The sequence below is a fragment of the Cellulomonas sp. URHE0023 genome (assembly GCF_000688475.1).
Taxonomy (GTDB): domain Bacteria; phylum Actinomycetota; class Actinomycetes; order Actinomycetales; family Cellulomonadaceae; genus Cellulomonas.
Window position 1 is genome coordinate 1,593,872 of record NZ_JIAN01000005.1, and the last position, 24,513, is coordinate 1,618,384.

At 71.0% G+C, this 24,513-nt stretch carries 21 protein-coding genes; 15 read left to right on the forward strand and 6 right to left on the reverse strand.

All coding sequences use genetic code 11. From position 1 onward, the window contains the following. Positions 1–48: 48 nt before the first annotated feature. Positions 49–675, forward strand: coding sequence for a hypothetical protein (locus tag N553_RS0108175; RefSeq protein WP_028046106.1), 627 nt, complete (start codon positions 49–51; stop codon positions 673–675). 37 nt (positions 676–712) lie between these two features. Here the strand turns inward: N553_RS0108175 and disA are convergent, their stop codons facing one another. Continuing rightward, positions 713–1,789, reverse strand: a complete 1,077-nt coding sequence (gene disA / locus N553_RS0108180) for a DNA integrity scanning diadenylate cyclase DisA (protein WP_028046107.1) — start codon at positions 1,787–1,789, stop codon at positions 713–715. Positions 1,790–2,017: 228 nt separating this feature from the next. On the opposite strand from disA, the gene N553_RS0108185 reads away from it, so the two are divergent. From N553_RS0108185 to N553_RS21810, 6 genes are all read left to right on the forward strand, one after another. Next, positions 2,018–3,193 carry an ROK family transcriptional regulator gene (locus N553_RS0108185; protein ID WP_028046108.1) on the forward strand — a complete coding sequence of 392 codons (1,176 nt, stop codon included), beginning with the start codon at positions 2,018–2,020 and terminating at the stop codon, positions 3,191–3,193. A gap of 81 nt (positions 3,194–3,274) precedes the next feature. Then, on the forward strand, positions 3,275–4,669 hold the full coding sequence (locus N553_RS21805; protein ID WP_231505196.1) for an ABC transporter substrate-binding protein: 1,395 nt from the start codon (positions 3,275–3,277) through the stop codon (positions 4,667–4,669). Then, positions 4,618–5,553: a carbohydrate ABC transporter permease gene (locus N553_RS0108195; protein WP_028046109.1), complete on the forward strand. Its 936-nt coding sequence runs from the start codon at positions 4,618–4,620 to the stop codon at positions 5,551–5,553. Before N553_RS21805 ends, N553_RS0108195 begins: the two co-directional genes overlap by 52 nt. A gap of 29 nt (positions 5,554–5,582) precedes the next feature. Then, positions 5,583–6,383 carry a carbohydrate ABC transporter permease gene (locus tag N553_RS0108200; protein WP_231505197.1) on the forward strand — a complete coding sequence of 267 codons (801 nt, stop codon included), beginning with the start codon at positions 5,583–5,585 and terminating at the stop codon, positions 6,381–6,383. Then, positions 6,380–7,645, forward strand: a complete 1,266-nt coding sequence (locus N553_RS0108205; protein WP_028046111.1) for a 6-phospho-beta-glucosidase — start codon at positions 6,380–6,382, stop codon at positions 7,643–7,645. Before N553_RS0108200 ends, N553_RS0108205 begins: the two co-directional genes overlap by 4 nt. Further along, positions 7,642–8,640: an N-acetylglucosamine kinase gene (locus N553_RS21810; RefSeq protein ID WP_231505198.1), complete on the forward strand. Its 999-nt coding sequence runs from the start codon at positions 7,642–7,644 to the stop codon at positions 8,638–8,640. The genes N553_RS0108205 and N553_RS21810 overlap by 4 nt, the downstream gene beginning before the upstream one ends. Here N553_RS21810 and radA read toward each other — a convergent pair. Next, positions 8,623–10,053: a DNA repair protein RadA gene (radA, locus tag N553_RS0108215; RefSeq protein ID WP_369796683.1), complete on the reverse strand. Its 1,431-nt coding sequence runs from the start codon at positions 10,051–10,053 to the stop codon at positions 8,623–8,625. The two genes, N553_RS21810 and radA, sit on opposite strands and share 18 nt — an antisense overlap. A gap of 95 nt (positions 10,054–10,148) precedes the next feature. Between radA and N553_RS0108220 the strand changes: the two genes are divergently transcribed. The 4 genes from N553_RS0108220 (at position 10,149) to N553_RS0108235 (ending at position 14,287) form a co-directional block, all read left to right on the forward strand. Beyond that, the gene (locus N553_RS0108220; protein ID WP_028046113.1) at positions 10,149–10,793 is read left to right on the forward strand and encodes a TetR/AcrR family transcriptional regulator; all 645 of its coding nucleotides are present in this window, start codon (positions 10,149–10,151) and stop codon (positions 10,791–10,793) included. Beyond that, positions 10,790–11,716, forward strand: a complete 927-nt coding sequence (locus N553_RS0108225; RefSeq protein WP_028046114.1) for an ABC transporter ATP-binding protein — start codon at positions 10,790–10,792, stop codon at positions 11,714–11,716. The genes N553_RS0108220 and N553_RS0108225 overlap by 4 nt, the downstream gene beginning before the upstream one ends. Then, positions 11,713–13,347: an ABC transporter permease gene (locus N553_RS0108230; RefSeq protein ID WP_028046115.1), complete on the forward strand. Its 1,635-nt coding sequence runs from the start codon at positions 11,713–11,715 to the stop codon at positions 13,345–13,347. The genes N553_RS0108225 and N553_RS0108230 overlap by 4 nt, the downstream gene beginning before the upstream one ends. A gap of 103 nt (positions 13,348–13,450) precedes the next feature. After that, positions 13,451–14,287, forward strand: a complete 837-nt coding sequence (locus N553_RS0108235) for a hypothetical protein (protein ID WP_028046116.1) — start codon at positions 13,451–13,453, stop codon at positions 14,285–14,287. An 18-nt stretch (positions 14,288–14,305) separates the two neighbouring features. Here N553_RS0108235 and N553_RS0108240 read toward each other — a convergent pair whose 3' ends face one another. The 4 genes from N553_RS0108240 to N553_RS0108255 form a co-directional block, all read right to left on the reverse strand. Next, positions 14,306–14,686: a VOC family protein gene (locus tag N553_RS0108240; RefSeq protein WP_028046117.1), complete on the reverse strand. Its 381-nt coding sequence runs from the start codon at positions 14,684–14,686 to the stop codon at positions 14,306–14,308. Positions 14,687–14,752: 66 nt separating this feature from the next. Further along, positions 14,753–16,354: a cell wall metabolism sensor histidine kinase WalK gene (locus N553_RS21815; protein ID WP_051639917.1), complete on the reverse strand. Its 1,602-nt coding sequence runs from the start codon at positions 16,352–16,354 to the stop codon at positions 14,753–14,755. Further along, positions 16,354–17,091, reverse strand: coding sequence for a response regulator transcription factor (locus N553_RS0108250; protein WP_028046118.1), 738 nt, complete (start codon positions 17,089–17,091; stop codon positions 16,354–16,356). Before N553_RS0108250 ends, N553_RS21815 begins: the two co-directional genes overlap by 1 nt. A 68-nt stretch (positions 17,092–17,159) precedes the next feature. After that, on the reverse strand, positions 17,160–17,810 hold the full coding sequence (locus N553_RS0108255; protein ID WP_051639918.1) for a TetR/AcrR family transcriptional regulator: 651 nt from the start codon (positions 17,808–17,810) through the stop codon (positions 17,160–17,162). 101 nt (positions 17,811–17,911) lie between these two features. Between N553_RS0108255 and N553_RS0108260 the strand changes: the two genes are divergently transcribed. The 4 genes from N553_RS0108260 (at position 17,912) to N553_RS0108275 (ending at position 24,513) form a co-directional block, all read left to right on the forward strand. After that, complete coding sequence (locus tag N553_RS0108260) at positions 17,912–20,458, forward strand: beta-glucosidase (RefSeq protein ID WP_028046120.1); 2,547 nt, start codon at positions 17,912–17,914, stop codon at positions 20,456–20,458. A gap of 102 nt (positions 20,459–20,560) precedes the next feature. Continuing rightward, positions 20,561–22,243: an ABC transporter substrate-binding protein gene (locus N553_RS0108265; RefSeq protein WP_028046121.1), complete on the forward strand. Its 1,683-nt coding sequence runs from the start codon at positions 20,561–20,563 to the stop codon at positions 22,241–22,243. A gap of 138 nt (positions 22,244–22,381) precedes the next feature. Next, positions 22,382–23,536 carry an ABC transporter ATP-binding protein gene (locus N553_RS21820; RefSeq protein ID WP_081844419.1) on the forward strand — a complete coding sequence of 385 codons (1,155 nt, stop codon included), beginning with the start codon at positions 22,382–22,384 and terminating at the stop codon, positions 23,534–23,536. Further along, positions 23,533–24,513, forward strand: coding sequence for an ABC transporter permease (locus tag N553_RS0108275; protein WP_028046122.1), 981 nt, complete (start codon positions 23,533–23,535; stop codon positions 24,511–24,513). The genes N553_RS21820 and N553_RS0108275 overlap by 4 nt, the downstream gene beginning before the upstream one ends.

Sequence of the window (24,513 nt, forward strand, 5' to 3'; positions counted from 1 at the left end):
GCTGCGGGCGGATCGCGGCGCGGACGAGACGTGAGAGCGGGTGGACTGATGGGTGCGCAGCAACCGCCGCCCCGGCTGCCTGCACGCGTCTACTGGGTCCGGCGTCTGGTGGTGCTAGGGATCCCGCTGCTCGTCATCGTCCTGCTGGTCGCGTGGATCGCAACCAGGGGCGATGGCGGCTCGACTCCGGCAGCTCAGACGACGACCACCACCGCGCCTCCGGCGAGCACCGACGCGCCCGCCTCCGCCCCGGCGGTCGTGCCCTCGACAGAACCGGGCGGCGTGGCCGACTGCGACGCGACCACTCTGGCGATCTCCATGACGGCGACGGCGGAGTCGTTCGGTCCGGGCGTGCCGCCGACCTTCAACGTCTCCATCACGAACATCGGTGGGGTGCCCTGCCTGGTGGACGCGGGCGAGGCCAGCCGCGAGATCGTCATCACCTCGGGCGCCGACCGCATCTGGTCCAACCGCGACTGCATCGCGGCTGGGTCGGAGACGCGGGACCTGCTGCTTCCCGAGGGCGGCTCAGACGCCACCCAGCTCGCCTGGAACCGCGTCAGGTCCGCGCCGGGCTGCCCGCCGGATCTCCCCGCACCCGGTGCAGGGACGTACTCCGCGCAGTTCACGCTTGCCGGTGCGGTCGCGGCGCCGGCCGTGTTCGGCCTCGGGTGACGCGCCCGGTGGGGGCGGCACGCCCTGGACGTCCTGGCTAGACGTACCGCTCGAGGATGCTGGACTCGGCCAGGCGGGAGAGGCCCTCACGGACCGTCCGAGCGCGCTGCTCACCGACGCCGTCGACGGCCATCAGGTCGTCGATGCCGGCAGCCAGGAGCTTCTGCAGGCCGCCGAAGTGCGAGACCAGTCGGTCGATGATGGCGATCGGCAGGCGGGGGACCTTGGACAGGAGCCGGTAGCCACGCGGACCTGCGGCAGCGTCGAGCGCGTCGCCTCCGCCCGGGAACCCGAGGACCGTGGCGATCCGACCGACATCGAGCAGCTCGGTCGAGTCGAGGTACGAGAGCTCGTCGAGGACCGACTCGACGTCGCGACGGCCCGTGTCGACGTAGTCACGGATCACGAGCGCGCGGTCGGCGCTGATGCCGCCGACGAGCTCGTCGAGCTGCAGCGTCAGCAGGCGTCCGTCCGTCCCCAGCTCGACGACGTAGCCCTCGATCTCCTCGGAGATGCGCCGCACCATCTCGAGCCGCTGGACCACTGCGGACACGTCGCGGACCGTCACCAGGTCCTCGATCTCCAGGGCGGACAGCGTGCCGCTCACCTCGTCGAGACGCGACTTGTACCGCTCGAGCGTGGCCAGCGCCTGGTTGGCGCGGGACAGGATCGTCGTCGAGTCCTCGATGACGTGCCGGTTGCCGCCGACGTACAGGGCGATGATCCGCATCGAGGCGGACACGGAGATGACGGGCAGGCCGGTCTGCTTGGCCACGCGCTCCGCCGTGCGGTGCCGGGTGCCGGACTCGGAGGTCTCGATCGTCACGTCGGGCAGCAGCTGGACGGCTGCGCGCACGATCCGCGAGATGTTGGCGTCCACCACGACCGCGCCGTCCATCTTGGCCAGCTCACGCAGGCGGGTCGCCGAGAACTCGACGTCCAGGACGAAGCCGCCCGAGCAGATGCTCTCGACCGTCGCGTCGAAACCGAGCACGATCAGCGCGCCGGTGCGGCCGCGCAGGATCCGCTCCAAGCCATCGCGAAGCTCACCGCCGGGGGCGACCGCGGCGAGCGTGGACCTGAGCAGGTCGTCTGGGGCGTGCGAGTGGGGCACGGGTGCATCGTAACGACGGTGGTTGGTCCCGGCCCCGTCGAAACGCCCCGCTGACCTTGTTCACCCGCCCCACCTCGGGTAACACCCTCGTTACCGGACCGATATGTGTGTGACGTCCGGATGCTGTTGTCTATTAGGAAACCTACCTGTTAGTTTTCTGTTGCCTGGAACGGCGCCCTGCGAGGCACCCGACGACGGGCGCGGTCAACGACGATCGGAGCGCACCACATGAGCGGCACGCCGAGCCAGCCGGGTACACCCGGCCTGCTGCGCGCCATGAACGACCGAGCCGCGCTGGCCCTGCTCCTCGAGCACGGGCCGCTCACGCGGGCACAGATCGGTGAGCTCACGGGCCTGTCGAAGCCGACCGCGTCGCAGGTGGTCGCACGGCTCGAGCAGCTCGAGCTGATCGACGTCGTCGGCTCGGTTCCCGCCGCGCGCGGGCCGAACGCCGTCACCTACGGCGTGCGCACCCACCGTGCGCACGCCGTCGCAGTCGACGTGCAGCCCTTTCGGGTCCTGTCGACGCTCGTGGATGCGACCGGCCACGAGCACCCGGTCGCCGAGGTGGCGCTGTCCCGCACAGCGTCCGAACGCTCCGCTGTCGGTGACATCGGCACCGCGATCCAGGCCGCGTGCCACGCCGCCGGAACGACGCCCGACACCGTCGTCGCCGCGGCCGTCGGGGTCCAGGGCGCCGTGGATCCGCGCACCGACGACCTTGCCTTCGTCGGCCTCATGCCCGGGTGGCCACGCAGGTCCGTCCGCGCACAGCTCGAGGACGGCCTCGGGATCAGCGTCCGCATCGACAACGACGTCAACCTGGCCGCAGTCGCCGAACGCGTCGAAGGCGCAGGTCACGAGGTTGAGGGCTTCGCACTGCTCTGGATCGGCGACGGCCTGGGCCTGGCCGTGGACCTCGCCGGAACCCTGCACCGGGGGGCCGCCGGGGGTGCCGGTGAGATCGGCTACCTGCCCGTGCCGCACGACGCGTCCGGCCGGCTGCCCGCCGTCAAGGACCTGCAGGAGCTGATCGGCGGGATCGCCATGGGCAAGCTTGCCCGCGCTCACGGCGTCCGCGGCCGCACCCTGGACGCCGTCCTGGCCGAGCTGGCCGGGCACCCCGAGCACGAGGCCGTGCTCGCAGAGCTCGCCGTCCGTGTGGCCGTCGGCGTCATCCCCGTGCTCGCCGTGCTCGACCCGCCCGTGGTCGTGCTCGGCGGACCGACCGGCGCCGCCGGTGGTCAGACCCTCGCCGACCTCGTGCGAGGGCACATCCGCAGGACCACCCGGTGGTCCCCGCACATCTGCGTGACCACCGTGGCTGATCACCCGGTGCTGCGCGGTGCTCGATCCGTCGTCGGCGCGGACCTGCGCGCACGACTCCTGGACCTCGTCCCCTAGAAGAACCCACCCGCACGACGACCCGCTCGGACGCACCGGTCCGGGGGGGCGGTCGGTCGTGCCCTGCACAAGGAGCCTCTGGTGAGAACACGAAAGACCTGGTTCGTCGTGCCTGCCGCGCTGGCGGTGGCCGCGTTGACCGCCTGCAGCGGCGGGTCCGGTGACGACGGGCCGACGGCCGCAGCCTCTGCACCCTCCGAGCTGTCCGGCACGGTCGAGTTCTGGCACTTCTTCACCGACCGTGAGGCCGACGTCATCCAGTCGGTCGTCGACGACTTCGAGAAGGCCAACCCCGGAGTCACCGTCGATGTGAAGTCCGGCCAGGACGACCAGAAGATGCGCCAGGCGATCTCGGCCGGCGAGGCCATCGACGTCGGCCTGTCCTACTCCACCGACCAGGTCGGGCCACTGTGCTCGTCGGGCGACTTTGCTGACCTGTCGAGCTTCATCGAGCGCGACAAGGTCGACCTGACGCAGATCCCCGACACCGTGCTCGGCTACACGTCGTACGACGGCGTGCGCTGCACGATGCCCGCGCTCGCGGACGTCTACGGCCTCTACTACAACACGGACCTGCTCGCTGCGGCCGGGTACAGCGAACCGCCGAAGACGCTGACGGAGCTGACGGACATGGCCGTCAAGCTCACCACGTTCAACGACGACGGCTCGATCAAGACGCTCGGCTTCATGCCGCTGCTCGGCTACTACGAGAACGCCGAGGCGCACTGGGCCCCGGCCGCGGACGCGCAGTGGCTCAACGACGACGGGACGTCGGCCATCGGCTCGTCGCCGGGCTGGAACGCGATCCTGGAGTGGCAGAAGGACCTGATCGACAAGCTGGGCGGCTACCAGAAGCTCGCCGACTTCCAAGCCGCCCTCGGGCAGGAGTTCTCGGCGGAGAACGACTTCCAGACCGGCAAGGTCGCCATGAACGTGGACGGCGAGTACCGCACCGCGTTCATCGCCGACCAGGCACCCGACCTGAGCTACGGCACGGCACCGATGCCGTCGGCGGAGGGCTACGAGGACAGCTACGGCGGGGGCTACATCACGGGCAACATCGTCGGCATCGGCAAGGGCGCCAAGAACCCCGAAGCCGGGTGGGCGCTCATCAAGTACCTGACGACCGACACCGACGCGCAGGTCAAGCTCTCCAACGGCCTGAAGAACGCACCGACGATGCACGACGCGATCGCCTCGCCCGACCTCGAGGTCTCCGAGCAGTTCCGGACGTTCCTCGACATCTTCGAGAACCCGGCGTCGTCGACCACCCCGCCCAGCGGGATCGGCGCGGAGTACCAGACGATCTTCGGCACCCACACGGCCAAGTGGCAGCAGGGCGACGTCACGGACCTGCCGGGCATGCTGACGACCGTCGACGACGAGATCGACGCCGCCGTCCAGCTCCAGGCGGGCTTACGCACATGGCCTCGACGATCCAACGCCGACGGAACAGGGCGGCGTTGCTGCTCCTGACCCCGGCACTGCTCGGCATGATGGTGTTCTTCGTCTTCCCGCTGGTCATGACGGTCTTCTACTCGTTCACGGCGTTCGACCTGTCGAACCCGCCACGGTGGAACGACTTCGCCAACTGGAAGTTCCTGGTCAGCGGTGACCCGCTGATCGGCACGGCGACCCGCAACACGCTGTGGTTCGTCGCGATCCTCGTGCCGGCCCGGATCGTCGGGGCCCTGTTCGTCGGCTGGGTGCTCACGCGGGCCCGGCGCTCGTCGGGTGCCCTGCGCACCCTCTACTACCTGCCGGCTCTGATCCCGCCGGTGGCGGCGACGATCGCGTTCGTCTTCGTGTTCAACCCCGCCACCGGGCCCGTGAACCAGATGCTCGGCTGGTTCGGCATCGACGGGCCCGGCTGGTTCACCGACCCGGCCTGGGCCAAGCCGTCGCTGGTACTCCTGGGGCTGTGGGTGCTGGGCGACATCATGGTGATCTTCCTGGCCAGCCTGCTGGACGTGCCGACCGAGCAGTACGAGGCCGCCGAGCTGGACGGTGCGAGCACGCGTCAGCAGTTCCGGTTCGTCACCGTGCCCAACATGGCGCCCGTCCTGCTGTTCGCGCTGATCACCGGCATCATCGGTGCGCTGCAGTACTTCACCGAGCCGGCTGTGGCCTCGTCGACCGCGATGGGCAAGTCGATGGTCGGGCAAGGCGCCTCGAGCACGCTCGGCTGGCCCGACCAGTCGACGCTCACCTACGGGCAGCTGCTGTACTCCAAGGCGTTCGGCGCCAACCTCATGGGGTACGCGTCCGCCATGGCGGTCGTCCTGTTCGTCGTCGCGGCGCTCGTCATGGCGGTCCTGCTGCGCCGCTTCCGGTCGTTCACGCCGGACGTGGCCAGTTGAACCGCCGCCGTTCGACCACGCTGGTCTGGGTGGCGGACCACGCGGTCTTCGTCGCGCTGGCACTCATGTTCCTGGCGCCGTTCGCGTTCATCCTGCTCACCTCGGTCATGTCGCCGGAGCAGGCCGGGACGTCGTTCAGCTGGCCCACGTCGTTCCACTGGGACAACTACGCCGAGGTGTTCGAGCGGCTCCCGATGCTCAAGTACACGGGCAACTCGCTCCTGTACGCGATCCTGGCGACGGCGTTCATGCTGCTCTCGTCGATCCCCGCGGCCTACGCCATGGCCCGGATCCAGTTCCGCGGCTCGGGCCTGCTGCTCGTGGCCGTGATCGGCATGATGCTGCTCCCGCCGCAGGTCACGAGCGTCCCGCTGTACGTCATGTGGTCCAAGGTGGGACTGACCGGGTCGCTGTGGCCCTTGATCCTGCCGAACCTGCTGGGCGACGCGTTCTCGATCTTCCTGCTGCGGCAGTTCTTCCTCACGATCCCCAGGGAGTACTCCGAGGCGGCCCGCCTGGACGGGTGCGGCGAGCTGCGCACCCTGTTGCGCGTGATCGTGCCGATGGCCAAGCCCGGCATCGCGGCGACGGCCATCTTCATGTTCTTCGCGTCCTGGAACGACTACTACGGGCCGCTGCTCTACACGTCCGAGAACGAGTCGGCCTGGCCCGTCTCCTACGCGCTCGCGCAGTTCCGCGGCGCCCACTCGGTCGACTGGAACCTCACGATGGCGGCCACCGTGATCGCGATGATCCCCGTGCTGATCATCTTCTTCCTCGCGCAGCGCATCTTCGTGCAGGGCGTCACGCTGACCGGGGTCAAGGGATGAAGCTCACCGTCCTCGGTGGAGGATCCACCTACACGCCCGAGCTCGTGGACGGGTTCGCGCGGCTGCGGTCGCTGCTCCCGCTCACCGAGCTGTGCCTCGTGGACCCGGCGGCCGATCGGCTCGCGCTGGTCGCCGGGGTCTCGCGGCGGATGTTCGCGAGGTACGGGTACGAGGTCAAGGTCACGGCCACGTCGGACGTCGTCTCCGGCGTCTCCGACGCCTCCGCCGTGCTGTTCCAGCTGCGGGTGGGCGGGCAGGCCGCCCGGCACACGGACGAGACGTTCCCGCATGCATGCGGGTGCATCGGCCAGGAGACCACCGGTCCGGGCGGGCTGGCCAAGGCGCTGCGGACGGTTCCCGTGGTGCTGTCGTTGGCTTCGCTCGTGCGCCGGTACGCACGGCCGGACGCGTGGATCGTCGACTTCACCAACCCGGTCGGGATCGTGACCCGGGCGCTGCTCGCAGAGGGGCACCGAGCCGTCGGGCTGTGCAACGTCGCGATCGGCTTCCAACGGCGGTTCGCGACGATGCTCGACGTCGACCCGTCGGCCGTCGCCCTGGATCACGTCGGGCTCAACCACCTGACCTGGGTGCGGGGAGCGTCCGTGGACGGTGTCGACCGGCTGCCTGGCCTGCTGTCCGCGCGCCTGAACGAGATCGCCGACGAGGTCGAGCTGCCCGCGTCCCTGGTCGCGCTGCTGGGCGTCGTGCCGTCCTACTACCTGCGGTACTACTACGCGCACGACGTCGTCCTGGCCGAGCAGACCGCGCGCGGGGCCGTGAGCCGCGCGCAGGCCGTGACCGCGGTCGAGGACGAGCTCCTCGCGCTGTACGCGGACCCGTCGGTGGACACGAAGCCCGCGGCGTTGGAACGGCGTGGCGGTGCCTTCTACTCCGAGGCCGCCGTCGACCTGCTCGCGTCGCTCACTGCCGACCGCGGCGACGTGCAGGTGGTCAACGTCCGCAACGACGGGACGCTGCCCTTCCTGCCGGACGACCACGTGGTCGAGGTCCCGGCGACCATCTCGGCGTCGGGCATCGCACCGTTGGCGGCGGCGCCGCTTCCCGATGACCTCGCGGGGCTCGTCTCGCACGTCGCCGGGTACGAGCGGCTGGCCCTCGATGCAGCCGTGCACGGCGGCCGGCAGCGGGTGGAGCGCGCTCTGCTCGCGCACCCGCTGGTGGGTCAGCACGACCGCGCGTCGCGGCTGACCGACCTCTTGCTCGCGGAGAACCGCCAACACCTCGCGTGGGCTCGGTGAGCCTCCTCATCGCCGTCGACGGCGGCGGCAGCAAGACCGACGTGCTGGTCCTGGAGACCGACGGGACGGTGCGCGCGCACAGGCGCGGTCCGGGCTCGTGCCCGCAGGTCATCGGGGTGCAGCCGGCGCTCGACGTCATCGACGGGCTGGTCCGGTCTGCGCTGGGCGACCGCCGGGACGTCGCACGCGTCGGCATCTACCTGTCGGGGCTCGACCTGCCGGTCGAGATCGCCACGTTCACGGACGCCCTGCGCTCCGTTCCGTGGTTCACGCCCGGGTCGGCGGTGGTCGACAACGACACGTTCGCACTCTTGCGGGCCGGGACCGCCTCCCACGAGGCGGTCGTCGTGGTGTGCGGTACCGGGATCAACTGCGTGGGCCGCCGGTCCGACGGTGCCACGGCGCGCTTCCCCGCTCTGGGCCGCATCTCGGGCGACTGGGGTGGTGGCTTCGAGCTCGGCGAGCAGGCGATCTGGCACGCGGCGCGATCCCTCGACGGTCGCGGGCGTGCCACCGCGCTCACGCAGCTCGTGCCCGAGGCCCTCGGCGGCGCGTCAATGGCTGCGGTCATCGAGGACCTGCACTTCGGGGTGATCGACCACGACGACGTCGCGGCGCTCGCGCCCACGGTGCTGGCGGCGGCGGCGCGCGGTGACAGGGTCGCGGCGGAGATCGTCGAACGGCAGGCCGAGGAGGTTGCGGCACTCGCCCTGGCCGCGCTGCGCCGGCTCGACCTCTCCACCAGCGCCGTGCCGGTCGTGCTCGGCGGTGGCGTGCTCGCAGCGCGCGACCCGGGGCTGACTGAGGCGATCCGTACCCAGATCGCGCTGGGCGCACCGAGGGCTCGAGTCACGTTCGTGAGCGAGCGACCGGTCCTCGGCGCCGCGTTCCTCGTGCTCGAGGCGCACGGCTCACCGCCCGAGGCGATCGAGCGCGCCCGTTCGACGGTGGAATCGGCGGCGGCCAGGTGGACCGGATCAGGCGCGTCGGTGTGAGCTCGTGTCGTCGGTTGCCAGGCCCGCGTTGAGGACAGCCTCCCCGAGGTCGGCGGCCGTGATGATCGTCAGCCCCGGCGGCGGGGCTGCGCCGTCGAGTGCACCGGCCGGCACGATGGCCCGCGTGAACCCGAGCCGTGCGGCCTCGGCGAGGCGCCGCCCGACGCCGGAGACGGTCCGGATCTCGCCGGCCAGACCGACCTCGCCGACCGCCACCAGGCCTCGCGGCAGGGGCACGTTCTCTCGTGAGCTGACCGCGGCCAGGGCGAGGGCCAGATCGGCGGCGGGCTCGATCACCCGGGCGCCGCCGATCGTCGAGACGTAGACGTCCTGGTCGGCCAGCCGTACACCGAGCCTTCGCTGCAGCACCGCCAGCACCATGGCCAGGCGGCTGCTGTCCACGCCGCTCGTGGTGCGCCGGGGGTTGGGCACGGAGCTCAGCGCCACCAACGACTGCACCTCGGCGACCAGCGGCCGCCGACCCTCCAGCGTCACCGTCAGGCACGTGCCCGGCACAGGGTGCGCCGCTTGCGAGATGAACAGACCGGAGGGGTCGGTCAGGCCGACGATGCCCGTCTCGGACAGGTCGAAGCAGCCGACCTCGTCGGTGGGGCCGTAGCGGTTCTTGGTGGCCCGCAGCATGCGCAGGCGCGAGTGCCGGTCGCCCTCGAACTGGCAGACGACGTCCACCAGGTGCTCGAGCGTGCGCGGGCCGGCGACCGAGCCGTCCTTGGTGACGTGGCCGATGAGGACGACCGGCATGTCGCGCGCCTTGGCCGCCTGGATGACCGCGGCGCTCACCTCGCGCACCTGCGACACCCCGCCCGCGGTGCCGTCCACCTGCGCGGACGCGATGGTCTGGACGCTGTCCACGACCAGGAGGTCGGGATCCTGCTGCTCGATGTGCCCGAGGACGGTGGCCAGGTCGGTCTCCGAGACAAGCATCAGCGTGGGGGCGAGCGCCTGGATGCGACCGGCCCGCAGGCGTACCTGCGCAGCAGACTCCTCACCGGTGACGTAGAGGACGCGACGCCCGGAGCGGGCCGCGCGGGCGGCGACGTCGAGCAGCAGGGTCGACTTGCCGACGCCCGGCTCGCCCGCGAGCAGCACCACCGCACCGGGAACGATGCCGCCACCGAGAACGCGGTCGAGCTCGTCGACGCCCGTGGACTGCGCTCGTGCGGTCTCGACGTCGATCTGGTCGATGGGCAGGGCCGTGGACCTCGTCGGGGCCGTGGCGACCGTCTTGGGTGCGCCGCCGCCCGGTCCCGTGTCCTCCAGCACAGAGCCCCACGTCTGGCACTCGCCGCAGCGACCGACCCACTTGGTCGCGGACCAGCCGCACTCGGAGCAGCGGAACCCGGGCCTGGTGGATCGATCGGGGCGCTTGACGCTGGTCGAGGTCACGGGCACGACGCTAGACGGAGGTACTGACACGGGCGTCCGGCGCGCCAACGGTGACCGGCAGATCCTTGTGCAGAACTGAACGCAGGTTTAGCATGGTGAACATGCGTTCAACCGACGACCTGACCGCCCGTGCCCGCATCAGGGACGCGGCCGTTGCGCGGTTCGGGCGCGACGGCTTCGGCGTGGGAGTGCGCCTGATCGCGGCCGACGCCGGAGTGAGCGCAGGACTCGTGATCCACCACTTCGGCTCCAAGGACGGGCTTCGCGCCGCGTGCGACGAGTTCGTGCTGGAGACGATCAGGCACGAGAAGTCCGACGCGATGGCGGACCAGTCGCCCGGCGAGGTCATCGGCCGGCTGGCCACGATCGACGCGTACGCGCCCCTGTTCGCCTACGTCGTGCAGAGCCTGATGGAGGGTGGAGCCCTCGCGGGCACGTTCGTCGACGGGCTGGTCGCCGACGCCGACGCGTACCTGGCGACCGGCGAGGAGGCAGGAACCGTCCGCCCGTCCGACGACCCGGCCGGACGGTCCCGGACCCTCGTCGCGACCCAGGTGGGGCTCATCGTCATGGCCCAGCTGGACGCTGCGGCGGGCCGCGGTACGGCGCCGACCGAGGACCCCGCTACGGCGATGAAGGAGCTCTACGCCGGCACGGTGCTCGCGACCCTGGAGCTCTACACGCACGGACTGTTCACGGACGGCGGCTATCTCAACGCCTATCGGGAGCTCAAGGAGAAGTCATGACCGACGCCATCCACATCCGCGGCCTGGTCAAGTCGTTCGGGCCCAAGCGTGCGCTCGACGAGTTCGATCTCAGCGTCGCCTCGGGCGAGGTGCACGGGTTCCTCGGCCCGAACGGCGCAGGCAAGTCGACGACCATCCGCGTCCTGCTCGGGCTTCTGCGGGCCGACTCCGGCGACGTGAGCCTCCTCGGCGGGGACCCCTGGAAGGACTCCGTCTCCCTGCACCGACGGCTCGCCTACGTGCCCGGCGACGTGAACCTGTGGCCGAACCTGTCGGGCGGCGAGGCGATCGACGTGCTCGGGCGTCTGCGCGGGGGCCTCGACCCGTCGAGGAGGAACGAGCTGATCGAGCGCTTCGAGCTCGACCCACGGGTCAAGGGCCGCGCCTACTCCAAGGGCAACCGCCAGAAGGTCGCGCTCGTCGCGGCGCTCGCCGCCGACACCGAGCTGTACCTCATGGACGAGCCGACCAGCGGTCTGGACCCGCTGATGGAGGCGGTGTTCCAGCAGGTCGTCCGCGAGATCGCCGACGAAGGGCGGACGGTGCTGCTGTCGAGCCACATCCTGGCTCAGGTCGAGGTGCTGTGCCGTCGCGTGACGATCATCCGGGCGGGCAAGGCGGTGCAGAGCGGGTCGCTCGAGGAGCTGCGCAGCCTGCGTCGGACCACCGTGACCGCTGCCCTGCGGGACACCGACGGTGCGATCGGCGCGCTGGAGGGCGCCGCCGGCGTGCACAACCTGCAGCGGCACGACGGGCACCTGACGCTCGACATCGACACCCCGTCGCTGGGCGACGTGCTCGCGCGGCTGACCACGTTCGGTGTGCACTCCCTGACCGCCCACCCGCCGACGCTCGAGGACCTGTTCCTGCGCGAGTACAGCGACGAGCTGGCAACCCTGGGCGTGGTGGAGGGGTCGCGGTGACTGCGCTCGCCGATGCCCCGAGCCGCGTCGAGCCGAGGTCCGGCGCGCTCTCCGGGACGCGGGCGCTGGTCCGCGTGGCGCTGCGGCTCGACCGGTTCCGCACCATCATCTGGGCCGCTTCGGTCGGACTGCTCGTGCTCATGTCGATGAACGCGCTGAACACCCGGTACGCCACGCCCGAGTCGCAGCAGGCCCGCGCCACGCTCATCTCGTCGCCCGCTGCGACCGCGCTCGCCGGACCCGGCTACGGGCTGGACGACTACACGATCGGCGCCATGACGGCGAACGAGATCGGCCTGTGGATCATGATCCCCGTGGCGATCATGGCCCTGCTCGCCGTCACCCGGCACCTGCGGGCCGCCGAGGAGGACGGGCGGCTCGAGCTTGTGCGCTCCGCACCCGTCGGCCGCGACGCCCCGGTCGTCGCGGGCCTCGTCGCGGCGTTCGTCGCGACGCTCGCCGTCGGGCTCGTGACGTTCGCCGGGCTCGTCGCGGGTGGACTGGAGGTGACCGGCTCCGCCGCACTCGCGGGCGGTGTCGTCATGGTCGGGTTCGTGTTCGCGGGGGTGTCGGCCGTCGCGTCACAGCTCACGGCCCAGGCCCGTGCAGCCAGCTCCCTGAGCATGGCGGTGCTCGGGGTCACCTTCCTCCTGCGGGCCGTCGGTGACGTGCGGGGTCCGCAGAGCACCAGCGTGCTGACCTGGTTGTCGCCGTTCGGCTGGGCGCAGGCGACGGCGGCGTACGTGGACACGCGGTTCTGGCCGTTGGCGATCGGTCTCGTCGTGACGGCTGTCCTGGTCGGCGTGGCCTTCGTGCTCGTCGGGCGTCGCGACGCCGGCACGGGTCTGCTCCCCGAGCGGCTCGGGCGGCCGTCGGCGAGCCCGCGGCTCACCGGCATGGTCGCGCTCACCTCCCGCCGGCAGCTCGGCGCGATCCTGTCCTGGGGTACCGGGATCGTCCTGATGGGCGGGTTCGTCGGGCTGCTCGCGGGTGCGCTCGTCGACTTCATCGCAGATGAGCCCTCGCTCGCCGACATGTTCCCGACCGGCCCGAACGGTGCCGCGGCCGGTGCCCTGGCGCTCTACACCGTGTTCCTCGCGGTGACGACCGGTGCGTACGCCGCGACCGCGCTCGGCGCCGCGCGCGCCGAGGAGGTGGCCACGCGTGGAGCAGCGGTGCTCGCCCTGCCGGTCTCCCGGTGGCGCTGGCTCGGGTCGCAGGCCGCCGTCGCCGGGGTCGCGTCCGTCCTGATCATGCTGGTGACCGGCCTGGTGATGGGCGTGACCGCGGCGAGCTCGCTGGACGGTGGCGTGGACGTCGCCGAGCTGGTCGGCGCCGCCGCCGTCACGCTCCCCGCGGTCGGCTGCATGCTCGGCCTTGCGGTCCTGCTCGTCGGCCTCGCACCTGGCGCGTTCGGCCTCATCTGGGCGTACGTGACCTACGTCTTCGTCGTCGGACTGTTCGGGGCGCTCCTGCCCGACGGCGCCGACGCGCTCTCGCCCTTCGCGTACACACCCCAGCTCCCGGCTGAGCCCATGGACTGGGCTCCCGTGATCGTCCTCACACTCGTCGCGTCGTCCCTGGTCGTGGCCGGTCTGGCGGCGTTCCGCCGGCGCGACGTGATCGGCTGAGGATCGCGGCACTCCGACGCCGTGATGTGGTCCTGGGCCGATGCCTCGGTAGGCTGCGGGCGTCCGGCAAGGGTTCGGGCACCACGGACCAAGGGGGACCCCGATGAGCGACACCGGCCCGTACGGCGGCGATCCGACCCAGCCCGGAGGCCGTCCTGCGTGGGGTCAGCCCGGCTCGACCCCGCCCACCACACCGCCGCCGGCCACCAGCTGGCAGGCGACGCCGCCCGCGGCGGCTCCGTTCCCGGGCGCGCCGACGGCTGCCGTTCCTGCGGCGGTCCCTGCGACCGCCGGCGACGAGCCGCCCGCCGACGAGCCGAGCGGCCGCCCCCGGTGGCTCATCCCCGTGATCATCGGCGTGGTGGTCGTCGTGCTCGTCGCGATCATCGTCGGGATCGTCGCGTCCCGGGGCTCCGACGACGAGGCTGCGACACCTGCGGTCGCGTCGACGGTGCTGCTGCCGTCGCCGACGCCCACGCTCGACGCGGTCCAGCGCCCGGCCACCACGGCGTTCGCGACCGCCCTGCCCCTGACCGTCCTGCAGTACGCGCTCGGGTCGTCGGCAGAGAACCCCGCGTGGGTCACGGCGGGGGCGATCGAGGCCTACACGGAGACGTACACCGACGGCGACACGGGCACGGTCACCGTGAGCGCCGGCCAGTGGGAGACGCCGGCCGAGGCGACGGCGTTCGCCGCGACCCTCGTCGCCGCCCTGCCGTCGGCACCGGCGCCGGACCCCACCGCTACCGCGACCGCCGCTGCCTCCACGCTGCCCCAGTCCGGTGAGGTGACCGCGGCCGGTGCTGCCGTCGGCAGCTACACGATCGCGGACAACGGCGACGGGACCGGTACGGCCGTGTGGACCAACGCGACCACCGTGTTCCAGGTGACCGCACCCGTAGCCGACATCGTGAACTTCTACTCGGCGTACCCGCTCTGACGGAGGCGGTCCAGGGGCTCAGCCGGCACGGGCGATGATCGACAGGATGTTGCCGGCCGGGTCCCTGAACCACGCGATCGGCGGGCCACCGCCACGGAACACGAAGTCGTCATCGGTCTGCACGGGCGTCCCTGCGTACTTCTCGAACTCGACGCCGCGACCGCGGAGCTCCGCTACGGTTCCGGGCACGTCGTCGACCGGGAAGTTGAGCACCGTGTACGTCGCGGGCGTGTGGGCCGGACCCTTCGGGTAGATCAGCACGTCCCTGCCGCTGAAGTGCAGGAAGAGCAGCTCGTGGTCCACGGACACGTCGAGCCCGAGCGTCCCGCCGTAGAACGCCTGCGCGGCCGCGACGTCGTCGGTCGAGAAGCCGCTGAACGCGTTGCTCAGATCCGCCATGGAAGCCTCCGTCGGGTAGGTCCTCACTCTCCCGCGCACACCGACGCGCTGCCACCGCGGGCGGACTCAGACGCGGGCCGGCGCCTTGCTGGTGGCCGGACGCTGCTCGGTCGTGGGTGGCGGGGGAGCCGGCGCAGCCGGCAGCGTGACGGTGAACGTGGTGCCGGTCGAGGAGCCCGGCGAGCCGGGACCGACGGCGATCGTGCCGCCGTGCGCCGTCACGACCGCGTCGACGATCGCGAGCCCGAGGCCGGTCGAGCCGGTGTTGCGGTTGCGGCTGGCGTCGCCGCGGGAGAACCGCTGGAAGAGGCTGTCGCGCAGGTTCGGCGGGATGCCGGGACCGTCGTCGGTGACCTCGAGGACCACGTGCGATCGGTCGCGGTGCAGCCTCACGGTCACGGAGGTCCCGGGCGGGGTGTGCAGCCGCGCGTTGGACAGCAGGTTGGCGAGCACCTGGCGCAGACGGTGGTCGTCGCCGACGACCAGGACGTCGTCCGGCGAGGTGTCCTTCGCGAGGTCGAGCGTCCAGGTGTGGTCGGGAGCGGCCACGTGGGCGTCGGTGAGCGCGTCGATCGAGAGCAGGGCGAGGTCGACGGGGTCGGCCGCCAGGGGGCGGCCCGCGTCGAGCCGGGCGAGCAGGAGCATGTCCTCGAGCAGCCCGGTCATCCGCAGCGACTCGGACTCGACGCGGGACATGGCCTGCAGGGCGCCGGCGGGCAGCTCCTCGGGAGAGCGGCGGACCAGCTCGGCGTAGCCGCGGATCGAGGCCAGCGGTGTGCGCAGCTCGTGCGAGGCGTCCGCGACGAACTGGCGCACCTGCGACTCGGACTCGTGCCGGGCAGCGAGGGCCTGCTCGACGTGCCCGAGCAGCTGGTTGAGCGCCGCACCGACCTGGCCGACCTCGGTCGCGGGGTCGGTGTCGGCGGCGGGAACACGGTCGGCGAGGACGACCTCGCCCCGGTCGAGGGGCAGCCGGGCGACGCGGTTGGCCGTCGTGACCACGCGGTCGAGCGGGCGTAGCTCGCGCCGCACGAGCACCGCTCCGACCGCTGCGGCGACCAGGAGGGCGAGTGCTGCCACGACGGCCTCGATCGCGACGTAGCTCGTGATGGTGCTGTTCACCGCCGCGAGAGGCATGGCCGTGGCCGCGACCGAGCCGTCGGAGGTGGTGCTCGAGACCGCCCGGTACTGGCCGAGGTCGGACAAGGTCATGGTGGTGACCGTGCCGTCGTCGGGGACGGCGAGCATCTGGTCGAGCTGCTCGGCAGTGAGCTTGGTGAACCCGGTTCCCGAGTCGTCACGGTAGCCGGCGTCCCGCGCCTCGAGGCTCTCGGGGTCCGTGCCCGCGGGCAGGAGCACGTTCACGGTCCCGAAGTCCTGGTAGGGCCGCGCGGTGTCGTCGGCGACGGCCAGGCCGCCGGTGCCGAACACGTCGGGCGACGGGACGGCCGGGAAGCCGCCGAAGGTCGCACCGGCCGCCGCCTGTGCGTGGACGTCCGTGGCGCGCCCGTGCGCCATCGTCAGCTTCTCGTCCAGCTGGTCGACCAGCGAGCTGCGCAGTGCGAGCGTGGTGACGGTGCCCATGACGGCCGCGACGACGGCGACGAGCGCGACGACGGTGGCGACCAGACGTCGGCGCAACGTCCACCGAGCACGCGAGGGAACCATCAGACGGTCGGCTTCAGCACGTACCCCACGCCTCGCAGGGTGTGCAGCATCGGGGCGCGACCCTTGTCGATCTTGCGCCGGAGGTAGGACACGTAGAGCTCGACGATGTTCGCCTGGCCGCCGAAGTCGTACTGCCACACGCGGTCGAGGATCTGCGCCTTGGACAGCACGCGCCGGGGGTTGCGCATGAAGTACCGCAGCAGCTCGAACTCGGTGGCGGTCAGGCGGATGTCCTCGCCGCCGCGGGTGACCTCGTGGCTGTCCTCGTCCATCTGCAGGTCGCCGACGACGAGCACGGCCTCCTCCCGGGAGGACACGGACCCGGTCCGCCGCAGCAGTGCACGCAGCCGGGCGACGACCTCCTCGAGGCTGAAGGGCTTGGTCACGTAGTCGTCGCCACCGGCGGTCAGACCGGCGATGCGGTCCTCGACGGCGTCCTTCGCCGTGAGGAACAGCACGGGGACGTCGGGGTGGGTGGCGCGGACGCGGCGCAGCACGTCGATGCCCGACAGGTCGGGGAGCATCACGTCGAGCACGATGACGTCGGGGTCGAGCGCCTTCGCCGCCTTGATCGCGGCATGGCCCGTCAGGGCGTGGTCCACCTTCCAGCCCTCGTAGCGCAGGGCGGTGGACAGCAGCTCGGCGAGGGTCGGCTCGTCGTCGACCACCAGTGCGCGAACGGGGGTCCCGTCAGGTCGGGTCAACACGTCCGGACGGCGGCTGGTCGTGGTCGTCATGGTCCGACCATCCGACGGTCACCTGAGGTGAGGCTGGGCCGAGCCTGTGAACAGTCTGAGAGGCGGCGTCAGCTCAAAGGGTGCGGTCGCTGCGCGCCCGCGAGCGTCGCGGTCAGGATCGCCTCGATGGCGAACTGGGTGGCCACGGGCAGGTCGACGTCCTCGTCGAGGAGCCACTGGACCTGCAGACCGTCCATGACGCCGATGATCGAGCTCGCGGCGCAGTCGGCGAGCTCCTCGGACACCTGGCCGTTCCCGACGGCGAGCAGGGCGGTGCGGATCTCTCCGCGCAGGACCCTGAACCGGTCGGTGACCCAGGTCCGTGCGGGGTGGTTCTCGGTGACGGACTCGCCGGTCAGGACGGTGTAGCCCTGCACGATGCCGCGCCGGTCGACGTTCGCCCGGGCGGTGCGTACGAGGTGGTGGAAGAGCTCGAGGCCACCGGGGATGTGCTGGCCCTCGAGGTCGCGCACGTCCTCCTTGTCGCGGTACTCGAGGACCTCGACGAGGAGCTGCTCCTTGGAGCCGAAGTGGTGCAGGACTCCTGCGTGCGTGATGCCGACCTGCTCGGCGACCTCCGTCAGGGAGCCGCTCAGGTAGCCCTTGGAGCCGAACGTGTTCGCCGCTGCACGCAGGATCTCGGCCCTGCGCTCCGCCGTGGCCTGGCGCGGCTGTCGGGCCTTGCGCGGGCCTGCCTTCTGGGGAACCTCGTCGTCCATGACCGAAACCATACTGTGATCTTCCAACTTACTGACAGGTCAGTAAGTTGTGCTTTGATTCTCGACAGAAGACAACGACGTCCTGATCGGAGATTGCCGCTGTGTCACTCGACACGGCCACCCAGCCGCCCACGGCTGAACGGCCCACCAACGCAGAAGCCGCGCTGAGCGATCTGCTGCCGCGCCTCTCGCTCGAGGAGAAGGTCCGCCTCGTCGTCGGTGCCGGCCTGTGGTCCACGACCGCCGTGCCGCACATCGGCCTGCGCGCCATGCACGTCTCGGACGGCCCGGCGGGCGTGCGCGGCATCTCCGACAGCGCCGACGAGACGTCGGCGTCGTTCCCCGCGCCGAGCGCACTCGCCGCCACCTGGGACGTGGACCTGGCCGACGAGGTGGGCGCGGTGTTCGCCGCCGAGGCGCGACGGCACGGTGTCGACGTGGTGCTCGCCCCGCAGGTCAACCTCCAGCGCACGCCCGTCGCCGGCCGGCACTTCGAGTGCTACTCCGAGGACCCGCTGCTCACCGGCGCGATCGCGGTGCACGTCGTGAGGTCCGCGCAGGACCGCGGCGTCGGCATGTGCATCAAGCACTTCGTCGCCAACGACTCCGAGACCCAGCGCACCAGCTACCTCGCGCGGGTCGACGAGCGCACCCTTCGCGAGGTCTACCTCGCACCGTTCGAGCAGCTCGTCCTCGAGGCTCAGGCCTGGTCGGTCATGGGCGCCTACTCGGGTGTCGACGACGGGGACACGGCTGCGCCCGTGCTGGAGCACCGCCCGCTGCTCACCGGAGTCCTGAAGGACGAGTGGGGCTTCGACGGCGTCGTGATCAGCGACTGGGTAGCCACGAAGTCGGTCGTCGGAGCGGCCGAGGGCGGCCTCGACCTGCAGATGCCCGGACCGGACGGCGTCTGGGGCGACGGCCTGCTCGACGCGGTGCGCTCCGGCGAGGTCGCCGAGTCGCTCCTCGACGACAAGGTCCTGCGTCTCCTGCGCATGGCGCAGCGGGTCGGTGCGCTCGAGAGCCTCGCGCCGTCCGGCGTGCTGCGGGACGAGGTCGGTGACGTCGACGTCCGCGAGGTGCTGCGGCGTCTGGTCTCCCGCTCGATGGTCGTGCTCCGCGACGACGAGCACGCGCTGCCCGTGGCGCCCCAGGAGGTCACGCGCATCGCGCTCCTGGGCCCCAACGCGGTCCACCCCTTCCAGCAGGGCGGTGGCTCCGGGTACGTGCGACCCGACCGTGCATCGACCCCGGCGGACGCTCTGAGCGCGGCCTTCGGCGATGCCGAGATCGACCTGCACCCCGGCGCGGTCTCCCGTCTGCTGCCTCCCGCTCTGGATCTCGCGGGTCGTTGCACCACTCCCGAGGGTCACGTCGGCGCCCAGGGCGAGCTGCTCGACGTGAATGGTGCCGTGCTGGCCACGGCCGACGTGACCGAGTGGAACGGCTGGCTGCGCGAGGTGCCCGGGCCGGCCGCTGCGCTCCGCATCCGCACGACCGTCCGGCTCGACGAGCCCGGCCGCCACGAGGTCGGTGTCGGCACCGTGGGCAAGCACGTCATCTCGATCGGGGGCCAGGTCCTCTCGACCAGCGACCTCGTCGTCGGCGCCGAGGTCATCCTGGACTCGAGCGTGAACCAGCCCGTCCCGGCCACGCTCGTGATCGAGGTGACCGAGCCGACGACCGTCGAGGTCGAGGCCCTCGTCCAGGCGGTGCACCCCGTCGGGTACCCGAGCTTCGCCCGCGCCGAGCTGGTGCACCGCACGCCGGGCACCTCGCCCGACGAGCTGCTGGCCGTCGCCGTCGAGGCCGCAGCCGCGGCCGACCTCGCGATCGTGGTCGTCGGGACCAACGAGGAGATCGAGTCCGAGGGCTACGACCGCACCAGCCTGGGACTGCCCGGCACCCAGGACCAGCTGGTCAAGGCCGTGGTGGCAGCGAACCCCAGCACGATCGTCGTCATCAACGCCGGTGCCCCGGTGCTCCTGCCCTGGCTCGACGAGGTTCCCTGCGTCGTGTGGGCGTGGCTGGGTGGCCAGGAGTGGCCCGAGGCGCTCGCGGACGTGCTGACCGGTGTCACCGAGCCGTCGGGTCGCCTGCCGTGGACGCTTCCGGCGCACGAGTCGGACGTCCCGGTCCCGGACGCGATCCCCGTCGACGGCGTCGTCGACTACGTCGACGGCGTGCACGTCGGCTACCGCTCCTGGCTCGCCCTCGGCCGCACCCCTGCCGCCCCGTTCGGGCACGGCCTGGGCTGGACCACGTGGGAGTACGAGTCCGCGGAGTCAGTCCTGGCCGACGACGGGGCGGTCGTGCTGGACGTCGTCGTCCACAACACGGGGACCCGCGCCGGGCGTGAGGTCGTCCAGGTCTACGTCGAGGCTCCCGAGGGTTCGCCTGAGGGCGAGCGCCCGGTGCGCTGGCTCGGCGGTTTCACTGTCGTGCACGCCGAGCCCGGCGCGCACGAACGGGTCCAGGTACGGGTGGACGCACGTGCGTTCCGCACCTGGGACGCAGCACGGCCCGGCTGGGTCACCCCAGCCGGTACCTACCCGATCCGCGTGGGCCGTTCGTCAGGCGACCTACGTCTTGCGGTGGACGTGGACCTTCCGGGGTCACCGTTCACCGGGCCCGATCCGCACCTGTAGTCCCGCACCAAGGACGATCCGCGGTCGTTCGGCAAGGCTCCCACGTCAGTCCATTCAGCGTACGAACCCCGTAAGTACCCCAGCAGTGCAAGGAGGCACTCCGTGAGAACGCGCAAGCTCGCAACGATGATGGCCGGTATGGCCACGGTGGCGCTGCTCGCCACAGCCTGCTCCTCAGGCAGCGGCAGCGACGACCCGTCCAGCACCGGCGGTGGCGGCTCGGCCGACGCCGTCCTGACCATCGGCATGCCCAACGGCGTGCAGACGAACAACCAGAACCCGTTCGCCACGAACTCGTCCATCTCGTCTCTCGGCTACGCCACCGTGATCTACGAGCCCCTCATGATGGTGAACGAGGCGGACCCGGCGGCCGACCCCGAGCCGTGGCTCGCCGAGTCGATCACCTGGAACGCGGACTACACCGAAGCGACCATCACGCCCCGCGCGGGCGTGAAGTGGTCCGACGGCGAGGACTTCACGGCCGAGGACGTCGCGTTCTCGATCAACCTGCGCAAGAACAACGAGGCGATCAACGCCGCTGCGCTTCCGTACGGCGACGTCGCGGTCCAGGACGACGGCACGGTCAAGGTCGCATTCACGACCGGCCAGTTCGTCAACCAGACCAAGCTGTACCAGCTGGTCCAGGTTCCGGAGCACATCTGGAAGGACATCGCCGACCCGACGACCGACGTCAACAAGGACCCGGTGGGCACCGGCCCGTTCACGCTGACGTCCTGGACGCCGCAGGCCGCGACCCTCGACCCGAACCCGAACTACTGGGGCGGCAAGTCGCAGGTCCACCAGCTCCGGTACTCGTCCTACACGGACAACACCGCGCTGACCACGGCCCTGACCACCGGTGAGGTGCAGTGGGGCTGGACGTTCATCGCGGACTACGAGAACGTCTACATCGCGAAGGACCCGGCCAACTACCACCAGTGGGGCGCCGCCGGCCTCGGCATCGACAACCTGTACCTCAACGTCGAGAAGAAGCCGTTCAGCAACAAGGCGTTCCGCCAGGCGCTGAACACCGCGCTGGACCGCACCAACATCACGAAGATCGCGACGTCCGGCGTCAACCCGGTCCTCACGAACGTCTCGGGCATGCCGCTCCCGGCCGGCCAGCCGTTCCTGAACCCGGACCTCGACGGCAAGGACTACGCGTCCAGCGTCGACGACGCCAAGGCGATCCTCAAGGACGCCGGCTACACCTGGGACGGCGACAAGCTGATCGACCCCGACGGTGAGGCCGTCTCGTTCGCGATCACGGACCCGACCGGCTGGAACGACTACAACACGGCCCAGGACCTCGTCGTCGCCACCGCGCAGGAGCTCGGCGCGGCGGCCACGGCCGAGAAGCCGCCGGCCGACAACTGGTTCGCCGACATCGAGCAGGGCAACTTCCAGGCGGCGTTCCACTGGACCGACGGCGGCGCGACGCCGTACGACATGTACTCGGACATCTTCGACGGTGCCCGGTACGTGCCGATCGGCCAGAAGGCCAACTGGAACTTCGGGCGCTACCAGAACGCCGAGGCCGCGGCCGCGTTCGAGACGTACGCCAGCAGCGCCAGCGAGGACGAGCGCACGGCGGCGATGAACACGATCCAGAAGATCTTCGTGGACGACGTCCCCGGCATCGCCCTCTGGTCGCGTCCGCAGACGGCGCAGTACTCCACGAAGAACTACGTCGGGTGGCCGTCCGAGGACGACCCGTACGCCGGCCCGCAGCCGACGCGTCCGGGTGCCGCCGAGATCGTCATGAAGCTCAAGCCCGCCAGCTGAGCCGATGATCGAGCGGGTTGTCGTCAGGTGCTCTGCACGACGGCCTGAGGACACCTGACCTGCGGGTGCGGTGGGGCTGTGCCCCACCGCACCCGCAGGAACCGCCCGGCATGAAGAACCGTTTCCCTAGGTGAGCTGATGACTGCCCCAACGCAAGGCCGGACCGAGCACGGTGAAGGCGCCGCGCAGGACGCTCCGGCGCAGACCCCCGTCCTGCAGGCCGTATCGATCCGCAAGCACTTCCCCGTCCGCGGGTTCCGCTCCAAGAAGGTCGTCCACGCCGTCGACGGTGTGGACCTCGAGCTCTACCGCGGTCGCGTCGTCGCCCTCGTCGGGGAGTCGGGTTCCGGCAAGTCGACGATCGCGCGGCTGCTCGCCCAGCTCATGCCCCTGACCGACGGCACGATCCTGCTCAACGGTGAGGACGCGAAGACCACGGGCCGCGCGGGCTTCCGGCGGTACGTCTCGAAGGTCCAGATGATCTTCCAGGACCCGTTCGCGTCGCTGAACCCGGTGCACACCGTCCGGTACACGCTGACGCGCAGCCTCAAGATCCACCGTGGCCGCCTGGGTGGCGACGAGCTCGAGAAGGCGCTCGCCGAGCTCCTGGACCGCGTGAACCTGCGGCCCGCCAGCCGGTACATCGACAAGTTCCCGCACGAGCTGTCCGGTGGCCAGCGGCAGCGCGTCGCGATCGCGCGCGCCCTCGCGGCCAACCCCCAGGTCCTGCTCGCCGACGAGCCGATCTCGATGCTCGACGTCTCGATCCGCCTCGGCATCCTCAACCTGCTGCGTGACCTGCGCGACCGCCTTCAGATCGCCATCCTCTACATCACCCACGACATCGCGTCCGCGCGCTACTTCGCCGACCGCACGATGGTGATGTACGCGGGCCGCGTGGTGGAGAGCGGTGACAGCGAGTCCGTCACGCAGGACCCCAAGCACCCGTACACGCAGCTGCTCGTGCGGTCGGCGCCGGACCCCGACGACCTCGACGCCCGTGCCCGTGGCGCGCGCGGTGAGGCCCCGAGCCTCGTCACGCCCCCCGACGGCTGCCGGTTCAACCCGCGCTGCCCGTTCGCCGTCGACGCGTGCCGCAGCGAGCTCCCGCCGCTCCTCGACGTCGGCGTGGGCCGCAAGGCCGCCTGCTGGGGCTACTCGGACCGTCCCGACCGTCCGCAGCTCGGCTCGGTGCTCGACGCGTACGGCCAGCGCCCGACGATCGACGTCGAGGTCGTGGTCCGCGCGGATGCCGACATCGCCGCTGCCGCTGGTCAGGAGGACCCCCGATGAGATTCATGGTCCGCCGGATCATCTTCTACGTCGTCACCGCCTGGGCGGCCGTGACGCTGAACTTCTTCATCCCGCGGATGATGCCGGGCGACCCGGTCACCGCGTTGATGGGCCGCCTGCAGGGTCAGATCGACTCGCACGCCGAGCAGGCGCTGCGGATCCTTCTCGGGCTCGACGAGGACAAGTCGCTCTGGCAGCAGTACGTCGAGTACTGGCGGCTGATCCTGCACGGCGACCTCGGCCGGTCGTTCACGTTCTTCCCGCAGCCGGTCGGCGAGATCGTGATGCAGGCACTGCCGTGGACCGTGGGCCTGGTGGGCGTCGCGACGATCATCGCGTTCACGCTCGGCACGCTCGTCGGACGGTCGATCGGCTGGCGGCGTGGCACGTGGGCCGACTCGGCTCTGCCGATCTCGGCGTTCTTCTCCGCGGTGCCCTACTTCTGGCTCGCCCTCATCGCGATCTCGGTCTTCTCGGTCCGGCTCGGCTGGTTCCCCTCGAGCGGCAGCTACGACCGTGCGATGGTGCCGAACTGGTCGTTCGAGTTCATCGGCTCCGTCATCTACTACGGCTTCCTGCCGGCGATGACGATCGTCGTCGCGTCGGTGTCGGGGTGGATCCTCGGGATGCGCAACATGATGGTCACGGTGTCCTCCGAGGACTACGTGACGGTCGCGCAGGCCAAGGGCCTCAAGGAGCGGACGGTCATGGGCGGCTACGCCTCGCGCAACGCGATCCTGCCGCAGGTGTCCAGCTTCGCCCTGTCGCTCGGGTTCGTGGTCGGCGGCACCCTGATCATGGAGATGGTCTTCTCCTACCAGGGCATCGGCTACGTCCTGTTCACCGCGGTGACGACGCACGACTACCCGCTCATGCAGGGCTGCTTCCTGGTGATCACCCTCGCCGTCCTCGTCGCCAACATCGTTGCCGACTTCGTCTACGCCGCGCTCGACCCGCGGACCCGGCAGGAGGGCTGA